The organism is Pseudomonas sp. EL_65y_Pfl1_R83, assembly GCF_963970695.1.
Lineage (GTDB): Bacteria > Pseudomonadota > Gammaproteobacteria > Pseudomonadales > Pseudomonadaceae > Aquipseudomonas > Aquipseudomonas tritici.
Genome location: NZ_CAXAQI010000021.1, coordinates 13,139 through 35,045 on the forward strand (window position 1 = coordinate 13,139; position 21,907 = coordinate 35,045).

15 protein-coding genes and 1 other RNA gene are annotated in these 21,907 nt (G+C 57.4%); 7 read left to right on the forward strand and 9 right to left on the reverse strand.

The features are described from left to right. Positions 1 to 420: 420 nt before the first annotated feature. From AACY08_RS24350 to AACY08_RS24375, 6 genes are all read right to left on the reverse strand, one after another. Positions 421 to 5,316 carry a DEAD/DEAH box helicase gene (locus AACY08_RS24350; RefSeq protein ID WP_339471719.1) on the reverse strand — a complete coding sequence of 1,632 codons (4,896 nt, stop codon included), beginning with the start codon at positions 5,314 to 5,316 and terminating at the stop codon, positions 421 to 423. A gap of 140 nt (positions 5,317 to 5,456) precedes the next feature. Continuing rightward, positions 5,457 to 6,662, reverse strand: coding sequence for a tyrosine-type recombinase/integrase (locus tag AACY08_RS24355; RefSeq protein ID WP_339471720.1), 1,206 nt, complete (start codon positions 6,660 to 6,662; stop codon positions 5,457 to 5,459). A 173-nt stretch (positions 6,663 to 6,835) separates the two neighbouring features. Next, positions 6,836 to 7,232: a transfer-messenger RNA gene (gene ssrA / locus AACY08_RS24360) on the reverse strand. A 104-nt stretch (positions 7,233 to 7,336) separates the two neighbouring features. After that, entirely contained in the window at positions 7,337 to 7,615 is a 279-nt protein-coding gene (locus AACY08_RS24365) for a hypothetical protein (RefSeq protein WP_033898249.1), read from the reverse strand. Positions 7,616 to 7,714: 99 nt separating this feature from the next. Continuing rightward, positions 7,715 to 10,576, reverse strand: coding sequence for an FAD-binding and (Fe-S)-binding domain-containing protein (locus tag AACY08_RS24370; RefSeq protein WP_339471721.1), 2,862 nt, complete (start codon positions 10,574 to 10,576; stop codon positions 7,715 to 7,717). A gap of 70 nt (positions 10,577 to 10,646) precedes the next feature. Next, positions 10,647 to 12,341: a lactate permease LctP family transporter gene (locus tag AACY08_RS24375; protein ID WP_339471722.1), complete on the reverse strand. Its 1,695-nt coding sequence runs from the start codon at positions 12,339 to 12,341 to the stop codon at positions 10,647 to 10,649. A 251-nt stretch (positions 12,342 to 12,592) separates the two neighbouring features. On the opposite strand from AACY08_RS24375, the gene AACY08_RS24380 reads away from it, so the two are divergent. Next, positions 12,593 to 13,360, forward strand: a complete 768-nt coding sequence (locus AACY08_RS24380) for an FCD domain-containing protein (RefSeq protein WP_028617983.1) — start codon at positions 12,593 to 12,595, stop codon at positions 13,358 to 13,360. A 36-nt stretch (positions 13,361 to 13,396) separates the two neighbouring features. On the opposite strand, the gene smpB is transcribed toward AACY08_RS24380, so the two are convergent. Beyond that, positions 13,397 to 13,879 carry an SsrA-binding protein SmpB gene (smpB, locus tag AACY08_RS24385; protein ID WP_049711476.1) on the reverse strand — a complete coding sequence of 161 codons (483 nt, stop codon included), beginning with the start codon at positions 13,877 to 13,879 and terminating at the stop codon, positions 13,397 to 13,399. Between the two features lie 168 nt (positions 13,880 to 14,047). Between smpB and AACY08_RS24390 the strand changes: the two genes are divergently transcribed. Further along, positions 14,048 to 14,482, forward strand: a complete 435-nt coding sequence (locus tag AACY08_RS24390; RefSeq protein ID WP_339471724.1) for a type II toxin-antitoxin system RatA family toxin — start codon at positions 14,048 to 14,050, stop codon at positions 14,480 to 14,482. Then, entirely contained in the window at positions 14,475 to 14,777 is a 303-nt protein-coding gene (locus tag AACY08_RS24395; RefSeq protein ID WP_339471725.1) for an RnfH family protein, read from the forward strand. Before AACY08_RS24390 ends, AACY08_RS24395 begins: the two co-directional genes overlap by 8 nt. A 63-nt stretch (positions 14,778 to 14,840) precedes the next feature. Here AACY08_RS24395 and AACY08_RS24400 read toward each other — a convergent pair whose 3' ends face one another. Then, positions 14,841 to 15,368: an outer membrane protein assembly factor BamE gene (locus AACY08_RS24400; RefSeq protein ID WP_339471726.1), complete on the reverse strand. Its 528-nt coding sequence runs from the start codon at positions 15,366 to 15,368 to the stop codon at positions 14,841 to 14,843. Between the two features lie 98 nt (positions 15,369 to 15,466). Between AACY08_RS24400 and fur the strand changes: the two genes are divergently transcribed. After that, positions 15,467 to 15,871, forward strand: coding sequence for a ferric iron uptake transcriptional regulator (gene fur / locus AACY08_RS24405; RefSeq protein ID WP_003194220.1), 405 nt, complete (start codon positions 15,467 to 15,469; stop codon positions 15,869 to 15,871). A gap of 86 nt (positions 15,872 to 15,957) precedes the next feature. Here fur and recN read toward each other — a convergent pair whose 3' ends face one another. Continuing rightward, the gene (gene recN, locus AACY08_RS24410) at positions 15,958 to 17,631 is read right to left on the reverse strand and encodes a DNA repair protein RecN (RefSeq protein WP_339420278.1); all 1,674 of its coding nucleotides are present in this window, start codon (positions 17,629 to 17,631) and stop codon (positions 15,958 to 15,960) included. Between the two features lie 254 nt (positions 17,632 to 17,885). Between recN and grpE the strand changes: the two genes are divergently transcribed. The 3 genes from grpE (at position 17,886) to dnaJ (ending at position 21,907) form a co-directional block, all read left to right on the forward strand. Further along, complete coding sequence (gene grpE, locus AACY08_RS24415; RefSeq protein WP_339471728.1) at positions 17,886 to 18,446, forward strand: nucleotide exchange factor GrpE; 561 nt, start codon at positions 17,886 to 17,888, stop codon at positions 18,444 to 18,446. A gap of 102 nt (positions 18,447 to 18,548) precedes the next feature. Then, positions 18,549 to 20,465, forward strand: a complete 1,917-nt coding sequence (gene dnaK / locus AACY08_RS24420; RefSeq protein WP_339471730.1) for a molecular chaperone DnaK — start codon at positions 18,549 to 18,551, stop codon at positions 20,463 to 20,465. A gap of 317 nt (positions 20,466 to 20,782) precedes the next feature. After that, the gene (gene dnaJ / locus AACY08_RS24425; protein ID WP_339471732.1) at positions 20,783 to 21,907 is read left to right on the forward strand and encodes a molecular chaperone DnaJ; all 1,125 of its coding nucleotides are present in this window, start codon (positions 20,783 to 20,785) and stop codon (positions 21,905 to 21,907) included.

Here is a 21,907-nt window from a genome sequence, read left to right on the forward strand (position 1 = left end):
TAAAAGACGGATATCGGCTGGCTATATAGCGAGCAGGGGCAGATGCCACACGCATAGGTATATGCGCGTTTCCGAGATTTATGGTCGGTAGCGTCGGAGGTCGTTGTGGGCTACAGAGAGTCTAGGGGCACTAAGGCTTCTAGGGGCAGAACGGACTGCGAGTGTTCTGACCAGATACGCAAATCAGCCAATGGCAGCTGATGCGGCCCGTTCAGCGGATGCGAACGAGGCGAAAGTTTTTAACGTCGTTACCAGAGCGACGTGGCGGACCGTTGCGGATCGATAGGGATCGCTTGGGACGGACAATACTTAACATGAGAGTGCCGGGCTGGCAATCAGCAGATGCTCTGCCTTGGTTGGGAAACGGAGGCCCAACCAAGGCAGTAGTTGACTGAATGCTTAGCGTTCTATCGGACTCAACTAGTCATCTGTGCCGATATCGAGTTTGGGCAGCGCCTTGACGATTTTCTGGGTTTCCAAGCTGACGGTGACCACGCGCTGGAACACCTCGAGTGGGTACTTGGGGTTGCCCATGGTTTCCACGGCCCAGTCGTTGGCGTCATTGACGATGCCGCTGGCCTTGTCGGTACGCACCGCTTGGCGCTCCATCACCCAGTCCAGCGCGGCCTTCCCGTTGACCACGTAATCCCAGGCAGCCTCGGGGATGCCCTTGAGGGTGATGCGGTGGTTGTAGATGACGGTAGTTTTGTCGCCCTTCTTGGCGAACTTCATCTTCTCCACGCGGTAATCGGCGTCGGTGAGCGTGCCCTTGGCCTCAATGGTCAACGGGTACTGCTCGACGGTTTCGTAGTTAAGGTGAAGGTCGGCCAGGTTGCGGCCTGCTTTGCTGAAGGCCCAGAAGTCTGCAGCTTTCTTCACAGCCGGAATGCGCGGCAATTCCTTGCCGAGGTTATCGGCAAAGCGCTCGCGGTAATCCGGGGAATGCAGGATGCCGTATACGTAGTAGAAAAGGTCTTCCTTGCTAACCTGTTCACCTGGGTAGGCCGTGTGGAAGTGAGCTAGACCTGCGTCGGTGATGGCATCGCGGCGGCGCAAGCCACCTGCAACAGGCTCAGCAAAGAGGTCATCTTTCGAGGTTTTGGCTGCTTCGTCGTAGAGGTAGAGAGGAAAGCATTGTGTACCGCCGTCTGTCTGTAGTTCAGGCGTGCAATCCACCATTAAAGCAATTTGGCCACTTTCGGAGGGCCGCTGCTTAACCATGATGAGCAAGTTCCCTGCATTAGCATCCGGAAACATACGAGGTAGCTGATTCACATAAGCATTGAGCATGCGATCAAAGTAACCATGCTGCTTTGTGAAGGGGCGATACAGACAAGTGATCAATCCTGTTGCGTTGAAGCGAGCGTACTTACCCTTTGCACAATCATTGCGTAGCCCGCGTGTCCAACTAATTTGGGATGCGTCTGTATTAATGAAGTCGGTAATGGCCTGAGCCTTGGCTTGAGCATCCATACCAGGAGTTGCCTCGATAAATCGATCGACCTCGCCGTTATAGAACTCAATCATTGAAGCTACTTTGCTTTTCAGCATTTTCTCTGAGCTGTTGAAAACCCAAGCATCTCGACCGGTTTCCAGCCCTCTGGTGTAGTTATCAAAAAGCGTTGGCTCGCTCTTATCGTTCTTGGAGCCCAAAGCTATGAACTGACTAAAGCTGTTATCGCGTTGCTTCAACCAATCACCATGCTCGTCCGGGACTACATGCTGCCAGCCTGGAACACCGGCTACGCTGGCATAGCTGACGATCTTTTTCAGCTTTTCTTCGCGACTGAGATAGTCGCCAATATCGTGGAAATGGATCTGACCGTGAACCTCCGCTTCGGGGTTCTTGACCAGTAGTGAAATAGCAATGGGGGCGCGGCTGCCACTGCCAAAAATCTTGCCACCTTCCTTACGTGACGTTTCGCCACTGGTACGCTGATTGCCACGAAGGTGGAACACATAAAGGCTTGAGAACTCATCTACAAGGCACTTGCGCAGGCCGTCTGCTGTGTTGGCCTCAACAAAACCTGCGTTGGTGACAAAGCCAATCACGCCAGCATTGCCAATACGATCACTGGCCCAGCGAATGGAGCGAATGTAACTGTCATAGAGCGCGTTCTTGTTGTTCGCGTCTGAGCGAGCGGCATAGGTTGTTCGAATACGCTCATCCAGACTTGGATAAGAGACGTTGGCGTTATTGGCGTTGGCATCACCTTGGCCCACCGAATACGGCGGATTTCCCACAATTACCCGTATATCCAAATCTTTCTGCCGCTTGCGCCGGGCGCTGTTGTCCTCCAGCAGTGCGTCTACCAAATCGTCCTTCTCATACATCTGGAAGGTATCGGTCAGGCAGATGCCTTCAAACGGGGCGTACTCGTCGATTACTTCGCCATGGTAGGCCGCTTCGATATTGATGGCGGCAATGTAGTAGGCCAGTAGTACCAGCTCGTTAGCGTGGATCTCGTGCCGGTATTTGTGCGGCAACTCTTCCGGCTTGATCAGGCCAGACTGGATCAGGCGGGTGATGAAGGTACCGGTGCCAGTGAACGGGTCGATGATGTGGACGCCCTTACTGCCCAGGGTTTGGCCGAACTCCTGTTGCAGCAGGTGGTTGACGCTGTGGAGGATGAAGTCCACCACTTCGACCGGGGTGTAAACGATGCCCAAGCGCTCGGTCATCTTGGGGAAGGCGTTGCGGAAGAACTTGTCGTACAGCTCGACGATGATCTTCTGCTTACCCTGGGCGTTGTCGATGCCGGCAGCACGCTGACGCACACTAGCGTAGAACTTCTCGAGGGTATCGGCTTCCTTGGCCAGGTGATGTTCGTGAAGCGCGTCCAGTACGCCTTGCATGGCCTTGGACATGGGGTTGTGACTGGCAAAGCTGTATTCATCGAACAACGCATCGAACACTGGCTTTGTTACCAGATGCTGGGCAAGCATTTCGACGATCTCGCCATCGCTGATGCTGTCGTTGAGATCATCGCGCAGCTCTGCGGCGAAGGCCTCGAAAGTCGCTCTCTCCTGGGTATATTCAGGGTTCTCCAAAATGCCCTGGATACGGTCGATATGGGTGCGGGCGATCTTGGCGATATCGTTGGCCCAGTCTTCCCAGTGGTGGCGGTTGCCGCACTTGTCGACGATCTTGGCGTAGATGGCCTTCTCGATTTCCCCCACCTCATAGGCCAGCTCGGCCTGCTGGGTCATCTGGCCTTCGACATCGTACTTAGCGCGTTTTTCACCAATGCCGTACTGGCCTTTGCCTACCTGGCCGTTGCTGGTGCCGCTAGTTTTCCTGGCCTTTTTCTCGGCCTTGTCGGTGATGGCGATGACTTCCATCTTGCGCGGGTCAGAGCCGATCAGGTCGAGCTTGTTGACCATGGCGTCGAAGCTGTCGTCGTGCGACCGCAGTGCCTGCAGTACCTGCCAGACCACTTTGTAGGTCTGGTTGTCATTGAGCGCTTCGTGGGGCTCCATGCCGGCCGGAATGACCACGGGCAGCACCACATAGCCGCGCTTCTTTCCCGGTGCGTTACGCATTACCCGGCCAACGGATTGCACCACGTCGACCTGGGAGTTACGCGGGGTTAGGAAGAGCACGGCGTCAAGCGCCGGTACGTCCACACCTTCAGACAGGCAGCGAACGTTGCTGAGGATGCGGCAGGTGTTGGCTGGCGGTTCTTCCTTGAGCCAGTTGAGCTTGGCTTCCTTAGCACTTGCGTTCATGCCGCCATCGACGTGTGCGGCTTCGCAGATGATGCGTGAGGACTCATCGATGTTTTCTGACTCCTGATAAGCCTCCACCACCGACTGGAACATGCTGGCGATATTGATCGAGCTGACCTTGTGCTTGGTGCCTTTGTAGTTGGGCGAGATGACCTGGCAGAAAGCCACAGCGCGTCTCATGGGCTGATCATCACCCACCAAGTTTTCGGCCAATCCCTGCTTGGCCAGTGCCTTCCAGCAACCGACTATCTTGGCGGCGTCGTCTACCTTGAGTTGGTTGTTCTCGTCCTTCAGCATCTCCTGAAGGCGGCGGCTGATGGTGCTCTCCTCTACGGTGAGTACCAGCACCTTGTAATCGGTGAGCAGGCCGCGCTGAACGGCCTCGGAGAAGTTGATGACGAACAGCTCTTTGCCGTAGAGGGCTTCGTCATCCATCGAGCATAGGGTGACTTCGCCGGACTCGGCCTTGAGCTTGGCGTTGTCACCGTAGATGCGCGGCGTGGCGGTCATGTACAGACGTTTGGTGGCGCGGATGTAGTCGGCATCATGAACACGCACAAAGTTGCTTTCGTCATCGTCGCCAAAGGTGGCACCCGTGGTGCGGTGCGCTTCGTCGCAGATCACCAGATCGAAAGCGGCCAGGCCATGATCAGCCTGGGCGCGGCTGATTACGTCGATGGAGTGATAGGTGGAGAACACCACGCTCATGTGCTCGGAATCGTGACGCTTGAGCATTTCTGCCGCGAGGCGATCTGCCTTGGTAGTGGCCGGGTATCGCAGTTCATGGGTGAACACCTGAACCGCGTCATCCTCTGCTTTTCGCTTCTTGCCTACGTCACTGTCGGAGCAGACGGCAAAGCTGTGGAGCGGAGTGGCGCTTTCCTGCGTCCATTCGGTAAGGGTCTGCGATAACAGCGACAGGCTGGGCACCAGGAACAGTACACGCTTACCCTTGCCGGCCTGCTGCTCGGCAATTTTCAGGCTAGTGAAGGTCTTGCCGGTGCCGCAGGCCATGATCAGCTTGCCGCGTTCGGCGTCCTTGAGGCCAGCGGCCACGGCATTCAACGCGGTTTGCTGGTGCTCGCGCAGCTGCTTCTTGGCCTTGAGAGCGACTGCCTGATTGGGCTGGTACTTGGCCCAGTCTATCTGGCTGTCTTCCAGGGCTTGCAGATCGATTTTACTGACTGGAGGCTGCTGGCCCTGCAACGCGTCCTCGGCGTGCTCGCTCCAGTTGTTGGTGGTGGCAACAATGACGCGGTGCGAGAACGGCGCTTTGCCCGAGGCGGTGAAGAAACTGTCTATGTCCTTCTTCTGGACTTTGTAGTCCTCGGCGTACAGCTTGCACTGGATGGCGTGGTACTCGCCGGTGCCCTGGGTGCGAGCCACTAAATCAATGCCCGCATCCTTGCCACTGAGGCTTTGTTCCTTCGCCCACTCCGCATACGTCCATACTTTGTCATAAAGGTCGCGGTAGGTGGCTTCGTTGCGGAGGTAAGTGCAAATCAGCTCTTCGAAGTAAGTACCTTTTTCGCGTTCGGTGACAGAAGCGCTGCGGTAGGTATTCAGCAAAGCTGATAAGGCTGACATCGGTAGGAATTCCTTTTGGACTGCGTCTGGCGCATTACAGGCGCCAAATCGGCGCAGTTTAGCAATTCAGCCAGTACTGGAGCGATAAGATAGTGCTCGTATTAGCTTGAGGGCTCGCTGGCTGATGGGGGCGCTTGCATTCAGCGTTTTATCGAGTCCAAAAAGTCGGCCCAGATCTGCATCATTTCACGCCGCTCTGGCAAGAAGCTGGTTCGATCGTACGCACGTCCCAGCGGATTTTTTACCGTGTGAGCAAGCTGATGCTCCAAGAGATCTGGGCGAAATCCCAGCACCTCCGCACCTATGGTTCTCGCTGTCGCACGAAAGCCGTGCCCAGTCATTTCGTCGCCGCTGATGTCCATGCGGCGTAATGCGCTGAGTACGGCATTGTTGGACATCGGCCGGTCGCCTCCTCGTGCCGAGGGGAAGGCGTATCGATGTCTGCCGGTGAGTGGTTTCAGCTCGCGCAGAACAGCGATTGCTTGCTGGCTCAGGGGAACCAAATGGTCCGGACGATCCTGTTTGGTGGCAGTGAGCCCTTTCATCTTGTGGCCGGGAATCAACCACTCGCCCGCATCCAGATTGACCTCCGACCACTCCATGTGGCGCAGGTCACCGGGCCGGCAAAACAGCAACGGAGCCAGTTTTAACGCACAACAAACAGGCATCGTTCCGCTGTAGCTATCCAGTGCTTTAAGCAGAGCGCCGAGCTTTTCAGGGTCGGTCACGGCAGCAAAGTGTTTCACCCGCTTGGCTGGGAGAGTGCGCGAGAGATTCCCGATCTGGTTGGGTGGGGTGATGCCGGCAGCTTCGGCGAACTCAAAAATCTGTTTGTAGATCTGGGCAACACGACGCGCCGTCTCGCGAGCGCCGCGCTTGATAATGCGCTGGAGGTTTTCGACCAGCATGGGCGTGCTGAAGCTGCTAATCGGGAGTTTTCCCAGCCAGGGGAAGGCATTGAGCTCAAGGCGCTGCCGTACAGTCCGGGTGTACTCCGGATCCCAGGTTGACTCGCGAATAGTGAGCCATTGCTTTGCGACCGATTCAAAGGTGTGTTGGTGATCGAGCTGGCTGACCACCTTGGCCATACGCCGTTGCAGCGAAGGGTCTTGGCCGCCGGCGAGCTGAACACGAGCGTCATAACGCTTGCGCCGGGCCTCCTGCAGGCCGACCTCAGGATAAACACCAAGCGCCAGGCGCTTTTCCTTTCCCAGAAAGCGGTACTTCAAGCGCCAGTAACGGCCTCCGTTGGGCTGTACTTCTAGGTACAAGCCCTGTTCGTCATACAGGCGGTACGGCTTTTCCTGGGGCTTGGCGTTGCGGCAGTTGGTGTCTTTCAGGGGCATTGGGGGCACATCCTCTCCGAGCGAGCTGATGAGCGTTTTATGCCCCCATATATGCCCCCGTCAACCGTGGGATGCCCTGGGATCAGGTGGGAAAGCGCGGGCAAGAAAAAAGCCGTAAAGCTCTGATTTCTCTAGGCTTTACGGCTTTTTTGGGTCTTCCTGGGAAGACTAAATGGTGGAGCCGGGGGGATTTGAACCCCCGTCCGCCAGTACTCCGCTGTCGGTACTACATGCGTAGCCGTTTCTATTAAGTTAACCCTCAGCGACCCGAAGGGCAGGGTGCTTTGGGCGAGTTGTGTAAGTTTTAGCCGCTTCGTCCACAACGTACTGCACGGCGATTCTGTTCTATATGACAATCACTTTGGGTTTACAGACATCCCCTGGTGATTGCTGGACCCGAAGGTACCAGAAGCTCAGGGCTAAGGCTGCTTACGCAGCGAGAGCGAATTCCTGGCCGTAGTTTTCGTCATTGGCAACTATAAGAAGTTGCAACAGTGGATTTACGAGTTCTGTTACCAACTCGGCATGCACCTAAAGTTTCGCGACCGGCGTCGAATCCTAAACGGCCCCGTGCTTGTAACTCGTTGTTTCTTAGTGAGTGACAAGCCTGTGCAGTGTACGCCAAACCGTCACGGAAGGCCAACCCGAAGGTTAGCCGTCCCTGACCGTGCTGCCTATTGGCCGCCTTTTTCGCTGTTCTGCAGGTCCTGCAGCGCCTTCGAGGTGATCTCAATGCACTTTTTGTCATCGCCGGCGGCGTGGGCTGCTTTAGCCGAAGACACAGCGGTGTCTATCTCGCCACTTTTACCACTGGTGTCGGTGGCGAGCAGCGCTTTACCGTTGTTGATTTTGTCCAGGTTGATCTGGCACAGGTCTTTATCACCTGCCGCGAAAGCAGGGGACGCCAGCATCGCAGCGGTAATGAACAAGCCAGCAAGAGCGGAACGCTTCATAGGGTATCTCCTTGCGCAAAAGGGCTCGACGCTGCTGGCATTGAACGGCTGCCAGCGACATCAGTGATGAGCCTCGTTTGTCGAGGCCTATGCAGATGACTACACCGGCGCGCAGGGGTTCTGTTTTTTTGCAGGCTCATTTTTGCAGGCTCGGTGGGCGCGAGCCTGCGTGACACGGTCCACCAGGTAGACCAGCCCGTGATAATCAATGCCGCCATGCTGGCTCAGGCCGATCTCACAGGTGCGGCTGGTGGAGATACCCTCGCTGCAATGCTGCACCGCGTCCTTGAGGGTGCGCAGTGAGTGGGCGTTGAGTTCCGGCGTGGTGAAACCCTTATCGCCAGCAAACCCGCAGCAATGAATGCCTTCCGGGATGACCACGGTGTTAGAGCAGCGCCGGGCCAGGTCGATCAGCGCCTGGCTCTCTCCCAGATGCTGGGTGCTGCAGGTGACGTGCACGGCGATGGGGGCTGCCTGTGGTGTGAAATCGAGGCGATCCATTAGGTGAGTGCGGATAAAACGCACCGGATCGTAAAGATCCAGCCGTGTTTCAGCCAGATCCTGCACCAGACGCAAGGTGCACGGGCTGGTGTCGCAGTAAATCGGGTCGAGCCCGCCGCGGCTGGCGTGGAGCAGGGCGCCGATCAGTTCCTGGCGCTTGTGTTCGGCCTGTTCAGCGTAGCCTTTGGAGGCAAAGGGCTGGCCGCAGCACAGGTTGTCCTGATTGTCGGGGAAGACGACTTGGTAACCGGCCTTTTCCAAGAGACCGCGGGTTTTGTCGTACAACGACATCTGTTCTTTATCTCCCGCCGCCGGGCCCATGGCGCGTGAGACGCAGGCGGCCAAGTAGACCACCCGTGGCCGCTCGTCCGTGACCGCCGGGCTGAAGCGGATGGCTTTCTCCGGCTGCGGCATGGCGTTTGTCCACTGCGGAATCTGTCCCTTGGACAGCTTGGTGACGGTGGCCGATAGCTTCGCCAGGCGAGGTGCGCCCAGCAGCATGCGTGCGCCGTTGGCGACATGCAGGGTAAAGCGCGCGCCCTGCAGCGCAGTGGCGAAATGAGTGGCGAGCCATTCGGCCGTTTTCGTACGGTCGGCGTCACCGCTGCGTAGTTTTTTTACCAGGTCGCCGGTATTGATTCCCACGGGGCAGCGTTGAGCGCAAAGGCCGGTGGCGGCGCAGGTGTCGATGCCTTGATAGTGGTAGGCGGCTTCTAGCTCGGTGGTGTCGACGCCCGCTCGTTTCTTCGCCTGGATATCGCGCCAGATCACGATGCGTTGGCGTGGACTCAAAGTCAGGCCTTTCGACGGGCACACCGGCTCGCAGAAGCCGCATTCGATGCACTTATCCACAAGCTCGTCGGCGGCGGGTAGCGGCTTGAGGTGTTTGAGGTGGATTTGCGGGTCTTCGCTGAGCACCACGTCCGGGTTGAGAATGCCATTGGGGTCGAGCAGGCGTTTGAGTTGCCACATCAATTGATAGGCGTCGCTGCCCCACTCCAACTCAACGAACGGCGCCATGTTGCGGCCGGTACCGTGTTCAGCTTTCAACGAACCACCAAACTCCACCGCCACCAGGTGCGCCACGTCGTCCATGAACGCTTGGTAGCGTGCGACTTCTTCCGCGCTGTTGAAGCCTTGGGTGAACACGAAGTGCAGGTTGCCTTCCAGCGCGTGTCCGAAAAGGATTGCTTCGTCGTAGTGATGTTTGTCGAACAGTTCGATCAAGCGATTTACACCGATTGCCAGTTGCTCGACCGCAAAGGTGACGTCTTCGATGATTACCGTGGTGCCGGTTTTGCGTACGGCGCCGACGGCGGGAAAGGTGTCTTTGCGAATGGCCCACAGGCGCGCATTTTCTACCGGGTCTTCGGTGAAATCGACCTGTTTCTCCACAGGGAAATCGGCCAGGGAGGCCATGATCAGCGCCAATTGCTCATGCAACAAAGACGGCGACGCTGCGCGAGATTCGATCAACAGTGCGCAGGCATTTTCCGATAGATGTTGTACGAAGGCGGGCATTCCCGGCTTGTCTTGAACCGAGCGCATGCTGCGTCGATCCAACAGCTCGACGGCCGAGACCGGTTGGGTCTTGAGGACGGTCACCGCGTTGCAGCAGGTCTCGACATCCGGAAACACAATCAAGGCCGAGGCTTTGTTCGGATGATCGACCACCGTGTCATAGGTGACCGCACTGATAAATCCAAGCGTACCCTCGGAGCCCACCAGCAGATGGCTGAGGATATCCAGCGGCTCATCGAAATCCACCAGGGCATTAAGTGACAGCCCGGTGGTATTTTTCAGGCGATATTTGTGGCGGATTTTTGCCGCCAATTCAGCGTTTGCCCGCGTCTCGCGGCCCAGTGTCGCCAGGCGTTCCAGCAGCGAGCCGTGTCGTTCGCGAAACGCCGCCACGCTGGCCGCGTCTTCGGTGTCCAGTCGGCTGCCGTCAGCCAGTACCAAGCGGATGCCTGCCAGGGTGTGATAGGTGTTCTGCGCTGTGCCGCAGCACATGCCGCTGGCGTTGTTGGCGACGATGCCGCCGATCTTGCAGGCATTGATCGACGCCGGATCCGGCCCGATCTTGCGCCCAAAAGGCGCCAGCCATGCATTGGCCTGGGCGCCGATCACGCCAGGTTGCAGGCGAATTTGGGTGCCCTGCCCACGAATTTCGCGGCCGTTCCAATTGTCCCCCAGCACGATCAGCACTGAGTCGCTGATGGCTTGGCCTGAAAGGCTGGTGCCGGCTGCGCGGAAGGTGACGGCCACACGGTCGCGTTGGGCGAGTTGCAACAGCGCCACCACCTCGTCTTCCGACTCCACGCGGATCACCAACTGTGGGATCAGTCGGTAAAAACTAGCGTCGGTGCCGAAAGCGAGGGTGGAAAGTGGATCGTCGAAACGCCGATCTTTCGGGATCAGTTGTGCGACGTCGCTCAGAAAAGCAGCAGGCAGGCTCATCGGTCCTCCAGAAATAGCAGACGCCGGAATGGGTGTCCGGCGTCGATTCTTACCCTATTACGTACCGACCTTAATGCACCAGCATTCCGGTGAACCAGTAGGCCTGAGCCAGGGTGATCAACCCGACGATCGTCGCAAAGAACAGGCTGTGCTTGAGGGTAAAGCGGAACAGGTCGGATTCCTTGCCCACCAACCCCGTGGCGGCGCAGGCCACGGCAATCGATTGTGGCGAGATCATTTTGCCGGTCACACCGCCACTGGTGTTCGCGGCGACCAGCAGCGTGTCTTTGACACCGATCTGATGCGCGGTGGTGGCTTGCAGTGAGCTGAACAGCGCGTTGGACGAGGTGTCGGAGCCTGTCAGGAAAACGCCCAACCACCCGAGGAATGGCGAGAAGAATGGGAAGGCTGCACCTGTGCCGGCCAATACCAGCGCCATGGTCGAAGACATGCCGGAGTAGTTGGTGACAAAAGCGAAGGCTAGCACCATGCCAATGGACAGAATTGGCCAGCGCAGTTCGTAGAAGGTCTCTTTTAAAGTGGTAAGACCAGTTTTTAGATTGATCCTCAGCACCAGCATTGAGATCAGCGCAGAGAAGAAAATTGCTGTGCCGGTCGCCGAGATGGGGTCCAGCTTGAACACTGCCGCAATTGCAGTGGGGTTGGTCACAATCGGCGCAACTTTGATCACCAGTTGGTCCAGGTGCGGGATCGCGAAGTTGAACACCCAGCTATACATCGAGCCGCCGGCGGCGAACATGGCCTTGAACGGCTTGAGGGTCCAGATAGTGACCAGCACGGTCAGAATAAGGAACGGTGACCAGGCCTTGAAAATTTGCCCCAGGCTGTACGGCGAGACAACCGTGTTGCGTGGCAGACCAAAACCGCCGGCGCTGGCGACGACCGCTGCGCTTGAAGTCGCACCGGCAATCTGTGCACCTGCTGTGCGCTTGGGTTGCCAGACTTTCAGGAACAGGGTCAGGGAGATCAAGCTGGCGAGCGCCGAGGTGATGTCCGGCAGTTCCGGGCCGATGAAGTTGGAAGTGAAGTACTGGGTGATGGCAAAGCTCAAGCCCGCTACCAGTGCGGCCGGCCAGGTTTCACGCACGCCGCGCAAACCGTCCATCATGAACACCAGCCAGAACGGCACGAACATCGACAGTAGGGGCAACTGACGGCCAGTCATGGCGCCGATTTTGAACGCATCGATGCCGGTCACTTGGCCTGCAACGATGATCGGGATGCCGAGTGCACCGAAGGCCACGGGGGCGGTGTTGGCAATCAGGCACAGGCCAGCGGCGTACAGTGGATTGAAGCCCAGGCCGACGAGCAGTGCCGCGGTGATTGCCACGGGAGCGCCGAAACCGGCGGCACCTTCCAGGAAGGCGCCGAAGCAAAAGCCGATCAGCAGCACTTGCAGGCGTTGGTCGTCGGTGATCGATAGGACTGAGCTGCGAATGACTTCGAACTGGCCGCTCTTGACGGTCAGTTTGTACAGGAACACGGCCGCGACAATGATCCAGGCGATTGGCCACAGGCCATAGGCAAAGCCGTAACCGGCGGCGGCCAGTGCCATGTCCACCGGCATCTGGAAGGCAAAGATCGCTACCAGGATCGACAGCGCCAAGGTGATGCTGCCGGCTACGTGACCTTTGAGGCGGAACACGGCCAGGGCCAGGAAGAAGAATACGATCGGAATAACCGCCGCCAGTGCGGACAGGCCGAGGCTGCCGAGTGGGCTGTAGAGCTGTTGCCAGGTTTGCATATGGGGTGGCCCCTGATTGTTGTTGTTTGGTCAGCTTGGATAATTGGTAATACCAATTTACAGTCGCTGTTGGCTAGAGTAAAAGCCTTGGCAGGCGTGTGTCAATTTGCCGCTCGCGAAACTTTGGTCGTAGGTCCGCGGGCAGGTCGTTCTGATCGGTTGAAACGAGCGCGTTCTGATAGGTGCTGCAAGCGCTGCGATAGGCCAGAATAGAGGCCCCGGCGAGTGGTCGGGATGGTGGAGAGTGAGTTATGGGGTTTGATCAGGTGCGTCAGCGCCGTTTGTCTGACGATATCGTCGAGCAGCTTGAGGGCATGATCCTTGAGGGCACGCTAAAGTCCGGCGAGCGCTTGCCGGCCGAGCGCGCCTTGGCTGAGCAATTTGGTGTGTCGCGCCCTTCCTTGCGGGAGGCAATCCAGAAATTGTCTGCCAAAGGCTTGCTCGTCAGCCGCCAGGGCGGGGGGAACTACGTGGCTGAGTCATTGGGTTCTACTTTCAGTGATCCGCTGCTGCACCTGCTGGAAAACAATCCCGAAGCTCAGCGTGATCTGTTGGAGTTTCGCCAGACCCTTGAGGCATCTTGTGCCTATTACGCAGCGCTGCGCGCCACCGAAGTCGATCGTGAGCGTCTTACGGCGGCTTTCGAAGCGCTACAGGATTGCTACACCCGTTCCGATGAAGTAAGTCGTGCGGAAGAGGGGGCGGCGGATGCGCGGTTTCACTTGGCTATCGCCGAGGCCAGCCACAACGCGGTTTTGCTGCACACCATTCGCGGGCTGTTCGACCTGCTCAAGCGCAACGTGGTGACCAACATCGGTGGCATGTACCAGCAGCGTACGGAAACCCGCGACATGCTGATCAGTCAGCACCGGGATCTGTACCTGGCAATCATCGAGGGGCGGGCCGAGCAGGCGCGAGAAGTTTCCACACGTCACCTGCTGTATGTGCAGGAAGTGTTGGAAGAGGTGCGTCAGGAGGTTCAGCGTGTGGCGCGTGCGGAGCGGCGCAAGGGGATGTAGCCGAGGGGAGCTCCCAAGGCTACTTCGCAGCAAGGGTCAGTCTTCCTTGCCCTTGTTACGCACAGCGCGATGCAGCTCGCGATTGGAATCGCGCTCGCGTTCGGTATCACGCTTGTCGTATTCCTTCTTGCCTTTGCCCAAGGCGATCTCGCACTTGACCAGGTGCTTGCTCCAGTACCAGGACAAGCAGATGCAGGCGTAGCCCTTCTGCTGTACGGCGGAGGCGAGCTTTTCCAGTTCGCGAGCGTTGAGCAACAGTTTGCGCGTGCGTACCGGGTCGGCAATCACATGGGTGCTCGCGGTGGTCAGCGGGGTGATATGACTGCCTAGCAGCCACGCCTCGCCATCCTTGAGCAGCACATAACTGTCGACCAGTTGCAGCTTGCTGGCACGCAGACTCTTTACTTCCCAGCCGGCCAGGACCAGACCAGCCTCGAACCGATGCTCGATGAAGTAATCGTGTCGCGCCTTTTTATTTTGCGCGATGGTCCCTGTGGGGTGTTTCTTTTGTTTAGCCATAGGGGCGGCATTATAGGGAGTTGCGAGCGTATCGGCTACGGTCAACCTGCGTGCTTGAGCGTGTTGGACGAATCCCGGACAATGCGGGCAGTTCTCTTGTTTTTTTCTTTCGCGGATCGGTCTGTTCTTTCGCGATGTTTGCCGCTCAGCTGTGGAAATAACGCACACATGACGACGCATATTCAACGTTCGGCGCTGCTGCCTTATCCGGCACAAGCGCTTTATGACCTGGTCAACGACGTGGCGCGTTACCCGGAATTCTTGCCGTGGTGCTCGACAGCCGAAGTGCTGGAGGGCAGCGATGAGTACATGGTCGCCAGCGTTGGGGTCGCGAAGGGCGGCCTCAGTCAGCACTTTGTAACGCGTAATGCGCTGGTGCCCGGGAAATCCATCGAAATGAAGTTGCAGGAAGGGCCGTTTACCCAGTTGCATGGCGTCTGGGTATTCAAGGCGCTGACCGATAAGGCCTGCAAAATAAGCCTCGATCTTTCCTTTGATTACGCCGGTCCTGTCGTGCGTGCGACGTTGGGGCCTTTATTCAACCAGGCGGCCAATACGTTGGTGGATGCGTTCTGTCAGCGAGCCAAGCAACTGCATGGTTGAGATTGAGGTGGTATATGCCGCCATGGATCGCCAGGTTTTGCTGGTGGTGAGGGTGCCAGCAGGCACCAGCGTGCGCTCGGCGGTTCAGGCGTCAGGTATTGCTGTGCACTTTCCAGAGCTGGATCTGGCTGACTGCCCTTTGGGGATATTCGGCAAGGTGGTCGCGAACGCGCAAGTGCATGCCGTGCAGGCGGGTGATCGTATTGAGATTTACCGGCCGCTGCTGGCGGACCCGAAAGAGGTGCGCCGGCTGCGCGCAGCCAAGGCTGCTTTGGCCAAGCAGCAGGGCTCGTAAGCCCTCCAAATGGCAGGCAACAAAAAGCCCGGCATGCCGGGCTTTTTGTTGGGCGCCGCAAACTTACTGCGGGCTGGTGTCCAGAGGCTGCGGCGTCGGGACGGGAACAGTTTCCACGCCGTCGATGTCTTTCTGGATCTTGTCGAGCAAAGATCCAGGCTTAGCCGGTACTTCAGACTTCGGCTTCTCGCCTTCCTGCGCAGGTGCGGTCACGTTAGTGCCGTTATCCTTGCCGAGCAGGGCTTCATCACGGCTTACGCCAGGCATGAAGTCGCCGGACAGGCTGACAAGCTGGTCATTGCCATTGAAGATGACACTGACGCGCTCCTGCTGGCGTTCACCGCCACCTGGCTGCAGGCTGTAGAGATAATCCCAGCGATCGGCGTGGAAAGTGTCGGTCAGCAGGGGGTTACCCATAATAAACCGTACTTGCCGTCGGGTCATTCCGGGGCGTAACTGGTCTATCATGTCCTGCGTGACGACATTGCCCTGCTGGATGTCGATTTTGTAAACCCCGGGGAATGAACAACCGGCGAGTGCGAGCAGTCCCACAAAGGTGAAACTGGTTAGCAAGAGCTTGGTGTTTTGCATCGGTGGGCGACTTCCACTATCTTGGCTGGGACAACGTAAACGCCGATCATACCCGTATTAAGAGAAGCTGCGAAGCAGCATCCGCGAGAAAGCTAACCATGGTTGAAAATAGCGAACTACGCAAAGCCGGTCTTAAAGTGACTCTGCCACGAGTCAAGATTCTACAAATGCTCGATTCTGCTGAGCAGCGCCACATGAGTGCCGAGGATGTCTACAAGGCGCTGATGGAGTCTAACGAGGACGTTGGCCTGGCCACGGTTTACCGTGTGCTGACCCAGTTTGAGGCCGCAGGGCTGGTGGTTCGTCATAATTTCGACGGCGGTCATGCGGTGTTCGAATTGGCTGACGGTGGGCATCATGACCACATGGTTGACCTGGATACCAATGAGGTTATCGAGTTCACCAGCCCGGAGATCGAAGCCCTGCAGCATAAGATTGCTGAGGAGCATGGCTTCGATTTGGTTGACCATAATCTGGTCCTGTACATCCGTAAGAAAAAGTAACAAGCGCTGCAGATTGACGTTGCAAAACGATCGAAGGCGACCTTAGGGTCGCCTTCGTGCTTTCTATAATAGAGAAAATTGTCCGCTTAGGCCTTCGCCGCCACGACCATCTTCTTCGCGTGCGCCAAAGACTCCTTGGTCAAATCGATGCCACCGAGCATGCGCGCGACTTCTTCCACGCGCTCCGACTTATTCAGCTTGGACACGGCTGTGTGTGTTGCATCACTGCCGCGTACCTTATGCACAAACAAATGCTGATGCCCTTGGGCCGCGACTTGCGGCAAGTGAGTCACCGTTAGCACTTGGCCTCGATCTCCCAGGCGCCGCAGCAACTGGCCAACAATTTCCGCCGTCGGTCCGCCAATACCCACATCGACTTCATCGAATACCAGGGTCGGCACCCGAGAGGTTTGCGCGGTAATTACCTGGATCGCCAGGCTGATCCTCGACAGCTCGCCACCAGATGCCACTTTTGCCAGTGCTTTGAGCGGCTGTCCAGGGTTGGCGCTGACCAGTAGTTCCACCTGTTCCAGGCCGTGGGGCTGCAGTTCGTTGCTGGCGTTGGTGCGCAATTCAATGGTGAAGCGTCCGCCCGGCATACCCAGGCGCTGGATTTCCAACTCCACTGCGCTGGCCAGGCCAGTGGCTGCTTGTTGACGCAGGTCGCTCAGTTCGCGCGCTTTCTCTTGGTAATGACGGGCGAAAGAAGCGAGCTCGTCACCCAGGCGCTCGATAGATTCATCGTTGGCGTTCAGGGTCTCGATTTCATCCAGTAGCTTCTGCTGCATCGTCACTACTTCGGTGGGCTGGATTCGATGTTTGCGCGCCAGGGTATAAATGGTGTCCAGGCGTTCTTCTATGTCCTGCAGGCGTGCCGGGTCGGCATCGAAGTGATCCAGGAAACGGTTCAGTTCGCCTACCGCTTCTTCTACTTGAATCTGTGCACTGGTGAGCAGGGTGGTGGCCTCACTTAGCGACCCGGAAGCGTTGTTCACGCTCGACAAGCGATTGAGGCTGGCAGTCAGTGCGTTGAGCACATTGCCGGAATCGCTCTCGCTACATTGCTCCACCACCTGTCGGCAGATACCCAGCAGGGTTTCTGCGTTGGTGAGGTTCTTATGTTCTTGCTCAAGCTGCTCTAGTTCGGTCTCGCCCAGGCCCAGGCTTTCCAGCTCTTCGAGTTGATAACTGAGCAACTGATGGCGAGCACGTTGTTCATCGCCGGAATTGGAGAGCCGCTCCAGCTCTTGGCGAGTCTGGCGCCAGCGTTGAGCGGCAAGTTGCACCTGGCGGGCAAGGTCTGTCGCGCCAGCGTATTCGTCGAGTAGGCGGCGATGGGTGTCGGTTTTCAGCAGGGACTGGTGTTCGTGTTGGCTGTGGATATCTATCAGCAACTCGCCCAGGGCTTTAAGGTCGCCCAACGGGCAAGGTGTGCCGTTGATATAGCCACGTGAACGGCCTTCCGCCGTGATGACCCGACGCAGGATGCACGGACCTTCATTATTTAGGTCGCGCTCGGCTAGCCAGACTTCCGCCTCGGGTATGTCTGCCAGGTCGAAGGTGGCCAGGATGTCGGCCTTGTCCGCACCGGGGCGAACCACGCCGCTGTCGGCGCGATCACCCAGGGTCAGGCCCAGGGCGTCTAGCATGATCGACTTGCCGGCGCCGGTTTCGCCTGTGATTACGCTCATCCCGCGATCCAATTCAAGATCCAGGTGTTCAACGATGGCGTAGTTATGTACGGACAGGTGCACGAGCATGTTGGCCGCTCCCAGGCTTTAGGTCTGGTTATTTATACAGTGTTTTCTTTGGCGCTGACAATCCTGACGCTTAGCTCGATTTGCTTGAGTCAACGTCTTTTTAAGTGCTGCCAGGAATTAGCGGGCAGGAATTGATGAAGGTCAGTCGAAAGACTTTTGGTAACGCCTTCGCCCTTGAACCTGGAAATTGTGGCCCCATATACCGGAACAGAAGCGCGAGTTGAGTTCGCGCATGATTTTGAAAGGAGAAAACTATGGCTGACGAACAGACGCAGGATACGCAAACTCCAGACGCCAATTCGGCTGTCGGCGATGAGCTGGCAACTCGTGTGCAAGTGCTCGAAGAGCAATTGGCTGCTGCGCAGGACCAGTCTTTGCGTGTTGCCGCCGATCTGCAGAACGTCCGCCGCCGTGCCGAGCAGGATGTAGAAAAGGCTCACAAATTCGCACTGGAGAAGTTCGCCAGTGACTTGCTGCCGATCATTGACAGCCTGGAGCGTGGCCTTGAGTTGTCCAACCCGGACGACGAAAACATCCGCCCAATGCGCGAAGGGATCGAGCTGACCTTGAAAATGTTTCAGGACACCCTGAAGCGTTATCAGTTGGAAGCCATCGATCCAATGGGTGGTGAGCCGTTCAACGCTGAACACCACCAAGCCATGGCCATGCAGGAAAGCCATGACCTGGAGCCTAATAGCGTGTTGAAAGTGTTCCAGAAGGGATATCAGCTCAACGGTCGCTTGCTGCGCCCGGCGATGGTTGTGGTGAGCAAGGCTCCTTCACCGGTTTCGCCTTCTATTGATGAGCAGGCTTGAAATACGCCGTAAGGCCCCCATCTATAAGTCAAGCGTTTAAGTGCTACCGCAGTTAGCCACCACTGCTGCGGCATCCAAATTCAAGTTTCGGGAGAGTAAATCATGGGCAAAATTATCGGTATCGACCTGGGGACCACCAACTCCTGTGTCTCCGTCATGGAAAACGGCAAAGCTAAAGTCATCGAAAACGCCGAAGGCGCGCGTACTACGCCGTCGATCATTGCTTATGCAAATGATGGCGAGATCCTGGTTGGGCAGTCGGCCAAGCGCCAGGCTGTGACCAACCCGCACAACACTCTGTACGCGGTGAAGCGTCTGATCGGTCGTAAGTTCGATGAAGAAGTCGTGCAGAAAGACATCAAGATGGTGCCTTACAAAATCGCCAAGGCTGACAACGGTGACGCCTGGGTTGAAGTAAATGGCAACAAGATGTCTGCACCGCAGATCTCGGCTGAAGTCTTGAAAAAGATGAAAAAGACTGCCGAAGATTACCTCGGTGAGGCAGTGACTGAGGCGGTGATCACTGTTCCGGCCTACTTCAACGACAGCCAGCGTCAGGCGACCAAAGACGCCGGCCGCATCGCGGGCCTGGACGTAAAACGCATCATCAACGAACCCACCGCAGCGGCTCTCGCTTACGGTATGGACAAGGCCAAAGGCGATCACACCGTGATCGTTTATGACTTGGGTGGCGGTACTTTCGACGTTTCGGTCATCGAGATCGCTGAAGTCGACGGCGAGCACCAGTTCGAAGTGTTGGCCACCAACGGTGACACGTTCCTGGGCGGTGAAGACTTCGATATTCGTCTGATCGACTACCTCGTTGACGAATTCAAGAAAGAAAGCGGCATGAACCTCAAGGGTGACCCGCTGGCCATGCAGCGCCTGAAAGAAGCTGCTGAGAAGGCCAAGATCGAGCTGTCCTCGAGCATGTCGACCGACGTTAACCTGCCGTACATCACTGCAGATGCCACCGGTCCTAAGCACTTGAACGTGAAGATTTCTCGCGCCAAGTTGGAAGCTCTGGTTGAAGACCTGGTTCAGCGCACCATCGAACCTTGCCGCATCGCCTTGAAAGATGCCGGTATCGACGTTGGCGCCATCAACGACGTGATCCTGGTGGGCGGTCAGACCCGCATGCCACTGGTTCAGCAGAAAGTTACCGAGTTCTTCGGCAAGGAAGCGCGTAAAGACGTGAACCCTGACGAAGCAGTTGCCATGGGTGCTGCTATCCAAGGTGCGGTATTGGCCGGTGATGTGAAAGACGTGCTGCTGCTCGACGTCAGCCCGCTGACCTTGGGTATCGAAACCATGGGCGGCGTGATGACTGCGCTGATCGAGAAAAACACCACGATTCCTACCAAGAAATCCCAGGTGTTCTCGACTGCCGATGACAACCAGGGTGCTGTGACCATTCACGTGCTGCAAGGTGAGCGTAAGCAAGCGGCTCAGAACAAGTCCCTGGGCAAGTTCGACCTGGCTGAGATTCCGCCAGCACCCCGTGGCGTGCCACAGATCGAAGTGACCTTCGACATCGATGCCAACGGTATCCTGCACGTTGGCGCGAAAGACAAGGCGACCGGCAAAGAGCAGAAGATCACTATCAAGGCCAACTCCGGTCTGTCTGATGAAGAAATTCAACAGATGATTCGTGATGCTGAAGCCAACGCTGATGCGGATGCCAAGTTTGCTGAATTGGCTGGCGCCCGCAACCAGGGTGATGCACTGGTTCACTCGACGCGCAAAATGGTCGCTGATGCTGGCGATAAAGTGAGTGCTGAAGAGAAGGCCGCGATCGAAGCTGCCGTAGTTGCCCTGGAAGCCGCCGTTAAAGGCGACGACAAGGCTGCTATCGAAGCCAAGATCGAGGAGCTGTCCAAAGTCTCCGCGCCGGTTGCACAGAAAATGTATGCCGAACAAGGTCAGCCAGCTGACGGTGCAGCGCAACAGGCAGAGCCTGAAGCCAAGCACGACGATGTTGTCGATGCCGAGTTCGAAGAAGTTAAAGAACAGAAGTAACTTGGTCGCCCGGTTGACCGCTTTTAAGCGGTGACTGGTAGGATGTCGCCGCGCGGGAGCTTGCTCCCGCGTTGGCGTGTCTGGGGTAAGCGAATTTTTACAGCATGCGACAGCGTTCGGGTGCTGGCGGTGTGATCGGGAATGCTCCTGCTTTCCGAGCAATAACTACCGTATTTTTGGCCGGGTCCTTGGCTAAAAGTAGTAATGACCAGGATCGTTGAATTGACGTGAGTTGGGTCCGGGCCTGTATTGGGGCTCAACGAGTTTGGCGGGGCTCAGGAGGGTCTGGCCGAACGTCCTTAAGAGTGCAAAGACTTATGGCAAAGCGTGACTATTACGAAGTGTTGGGTGTGGAACGCGGCTCCAGCGAGGCGGACCTGAAGAAGGCCTACCGTCGCCTGGCGATGAAGCATCACCCGGACCGTAATCCGGATAGCAAAGAATCCGAAGAGATGTTCAAAGAGGCCAATGAGGCCTACGAATGCCTGTCTGATCCCAACAAGCGTGCGGCCTACGACCAGTATGGCCATGCCGGTGTCGACCCGAACATGGGGGGCGGCGGTGCCGGTTTTGGTGGTCAGAACTTCTCCGACATTTTCGGCGATGTATTCAGCGATTTCTTCGGCGGTGCCCGGGGTGGTCAGCGTGGCGGCGCCCAGCGTGGCAGCGATTTGCGCTACACCCTGGAATTGAATCTGGAAGAGGCCGTGCGCGGCACCACCGTCAACATTCGCGTGCCGACGCTGGTCAACTGCAAGCCGTGCGATGGTTCGGGTGCCAAGAAGGGCTCCTCGCCGATCACCTGCCCGACGTGTGGTGGTATCGGCCAGGTTCGTATGCAGCAGGGCTTCTTTTCGGTGCAGCAGACCTGCCCGCGCTGTCATGGCCAGGGCAAGATCATTTCTGATCCGTGCGATTCCTGCCACGGCGAAGGACGTGTCGAAGAGTACAAGACGCTGTCGGTAAAAGTGCCGGCTGGCGTGGATACCGGTGACCGCATTCGCCTGTCGGGCGAAGGTGAGGCGGGTGCTCAAGGCGGACCTACGGGCGACCTGTACGTTGTAATCAATGTGCGCGAGCACTCGATTTTCCAGCGCGACGGCAAGCACCTGTTCTGTGAAGTGCCGATCAGCTTTGTCGACGCAGCCTTGGGTGGCGAGCTGGAAATCCCGACGCTGGACGGACGGGTCAAGCTCAAGATTCCTGAAGGCACGCAGACCGGCAAGCAGTTCCGTATTCGTGGCAAAGGCGTTGCGCCGGTGCGCGGTGGTGGAGCGGGCGACCTGATGTGCCGTGTGGCAGTTGAAACGCCGGTCAATCTGGGGCGTCGTCAGCGCGAATTGCTTGAAGAGTTCCGCAGTTCGCTGGAAGGCGATGACTCACACTCGCCGAAAACCACGGGCTTTTTCGATGGCGTGAAGCGCTTCTTCGGCGACCTGTAA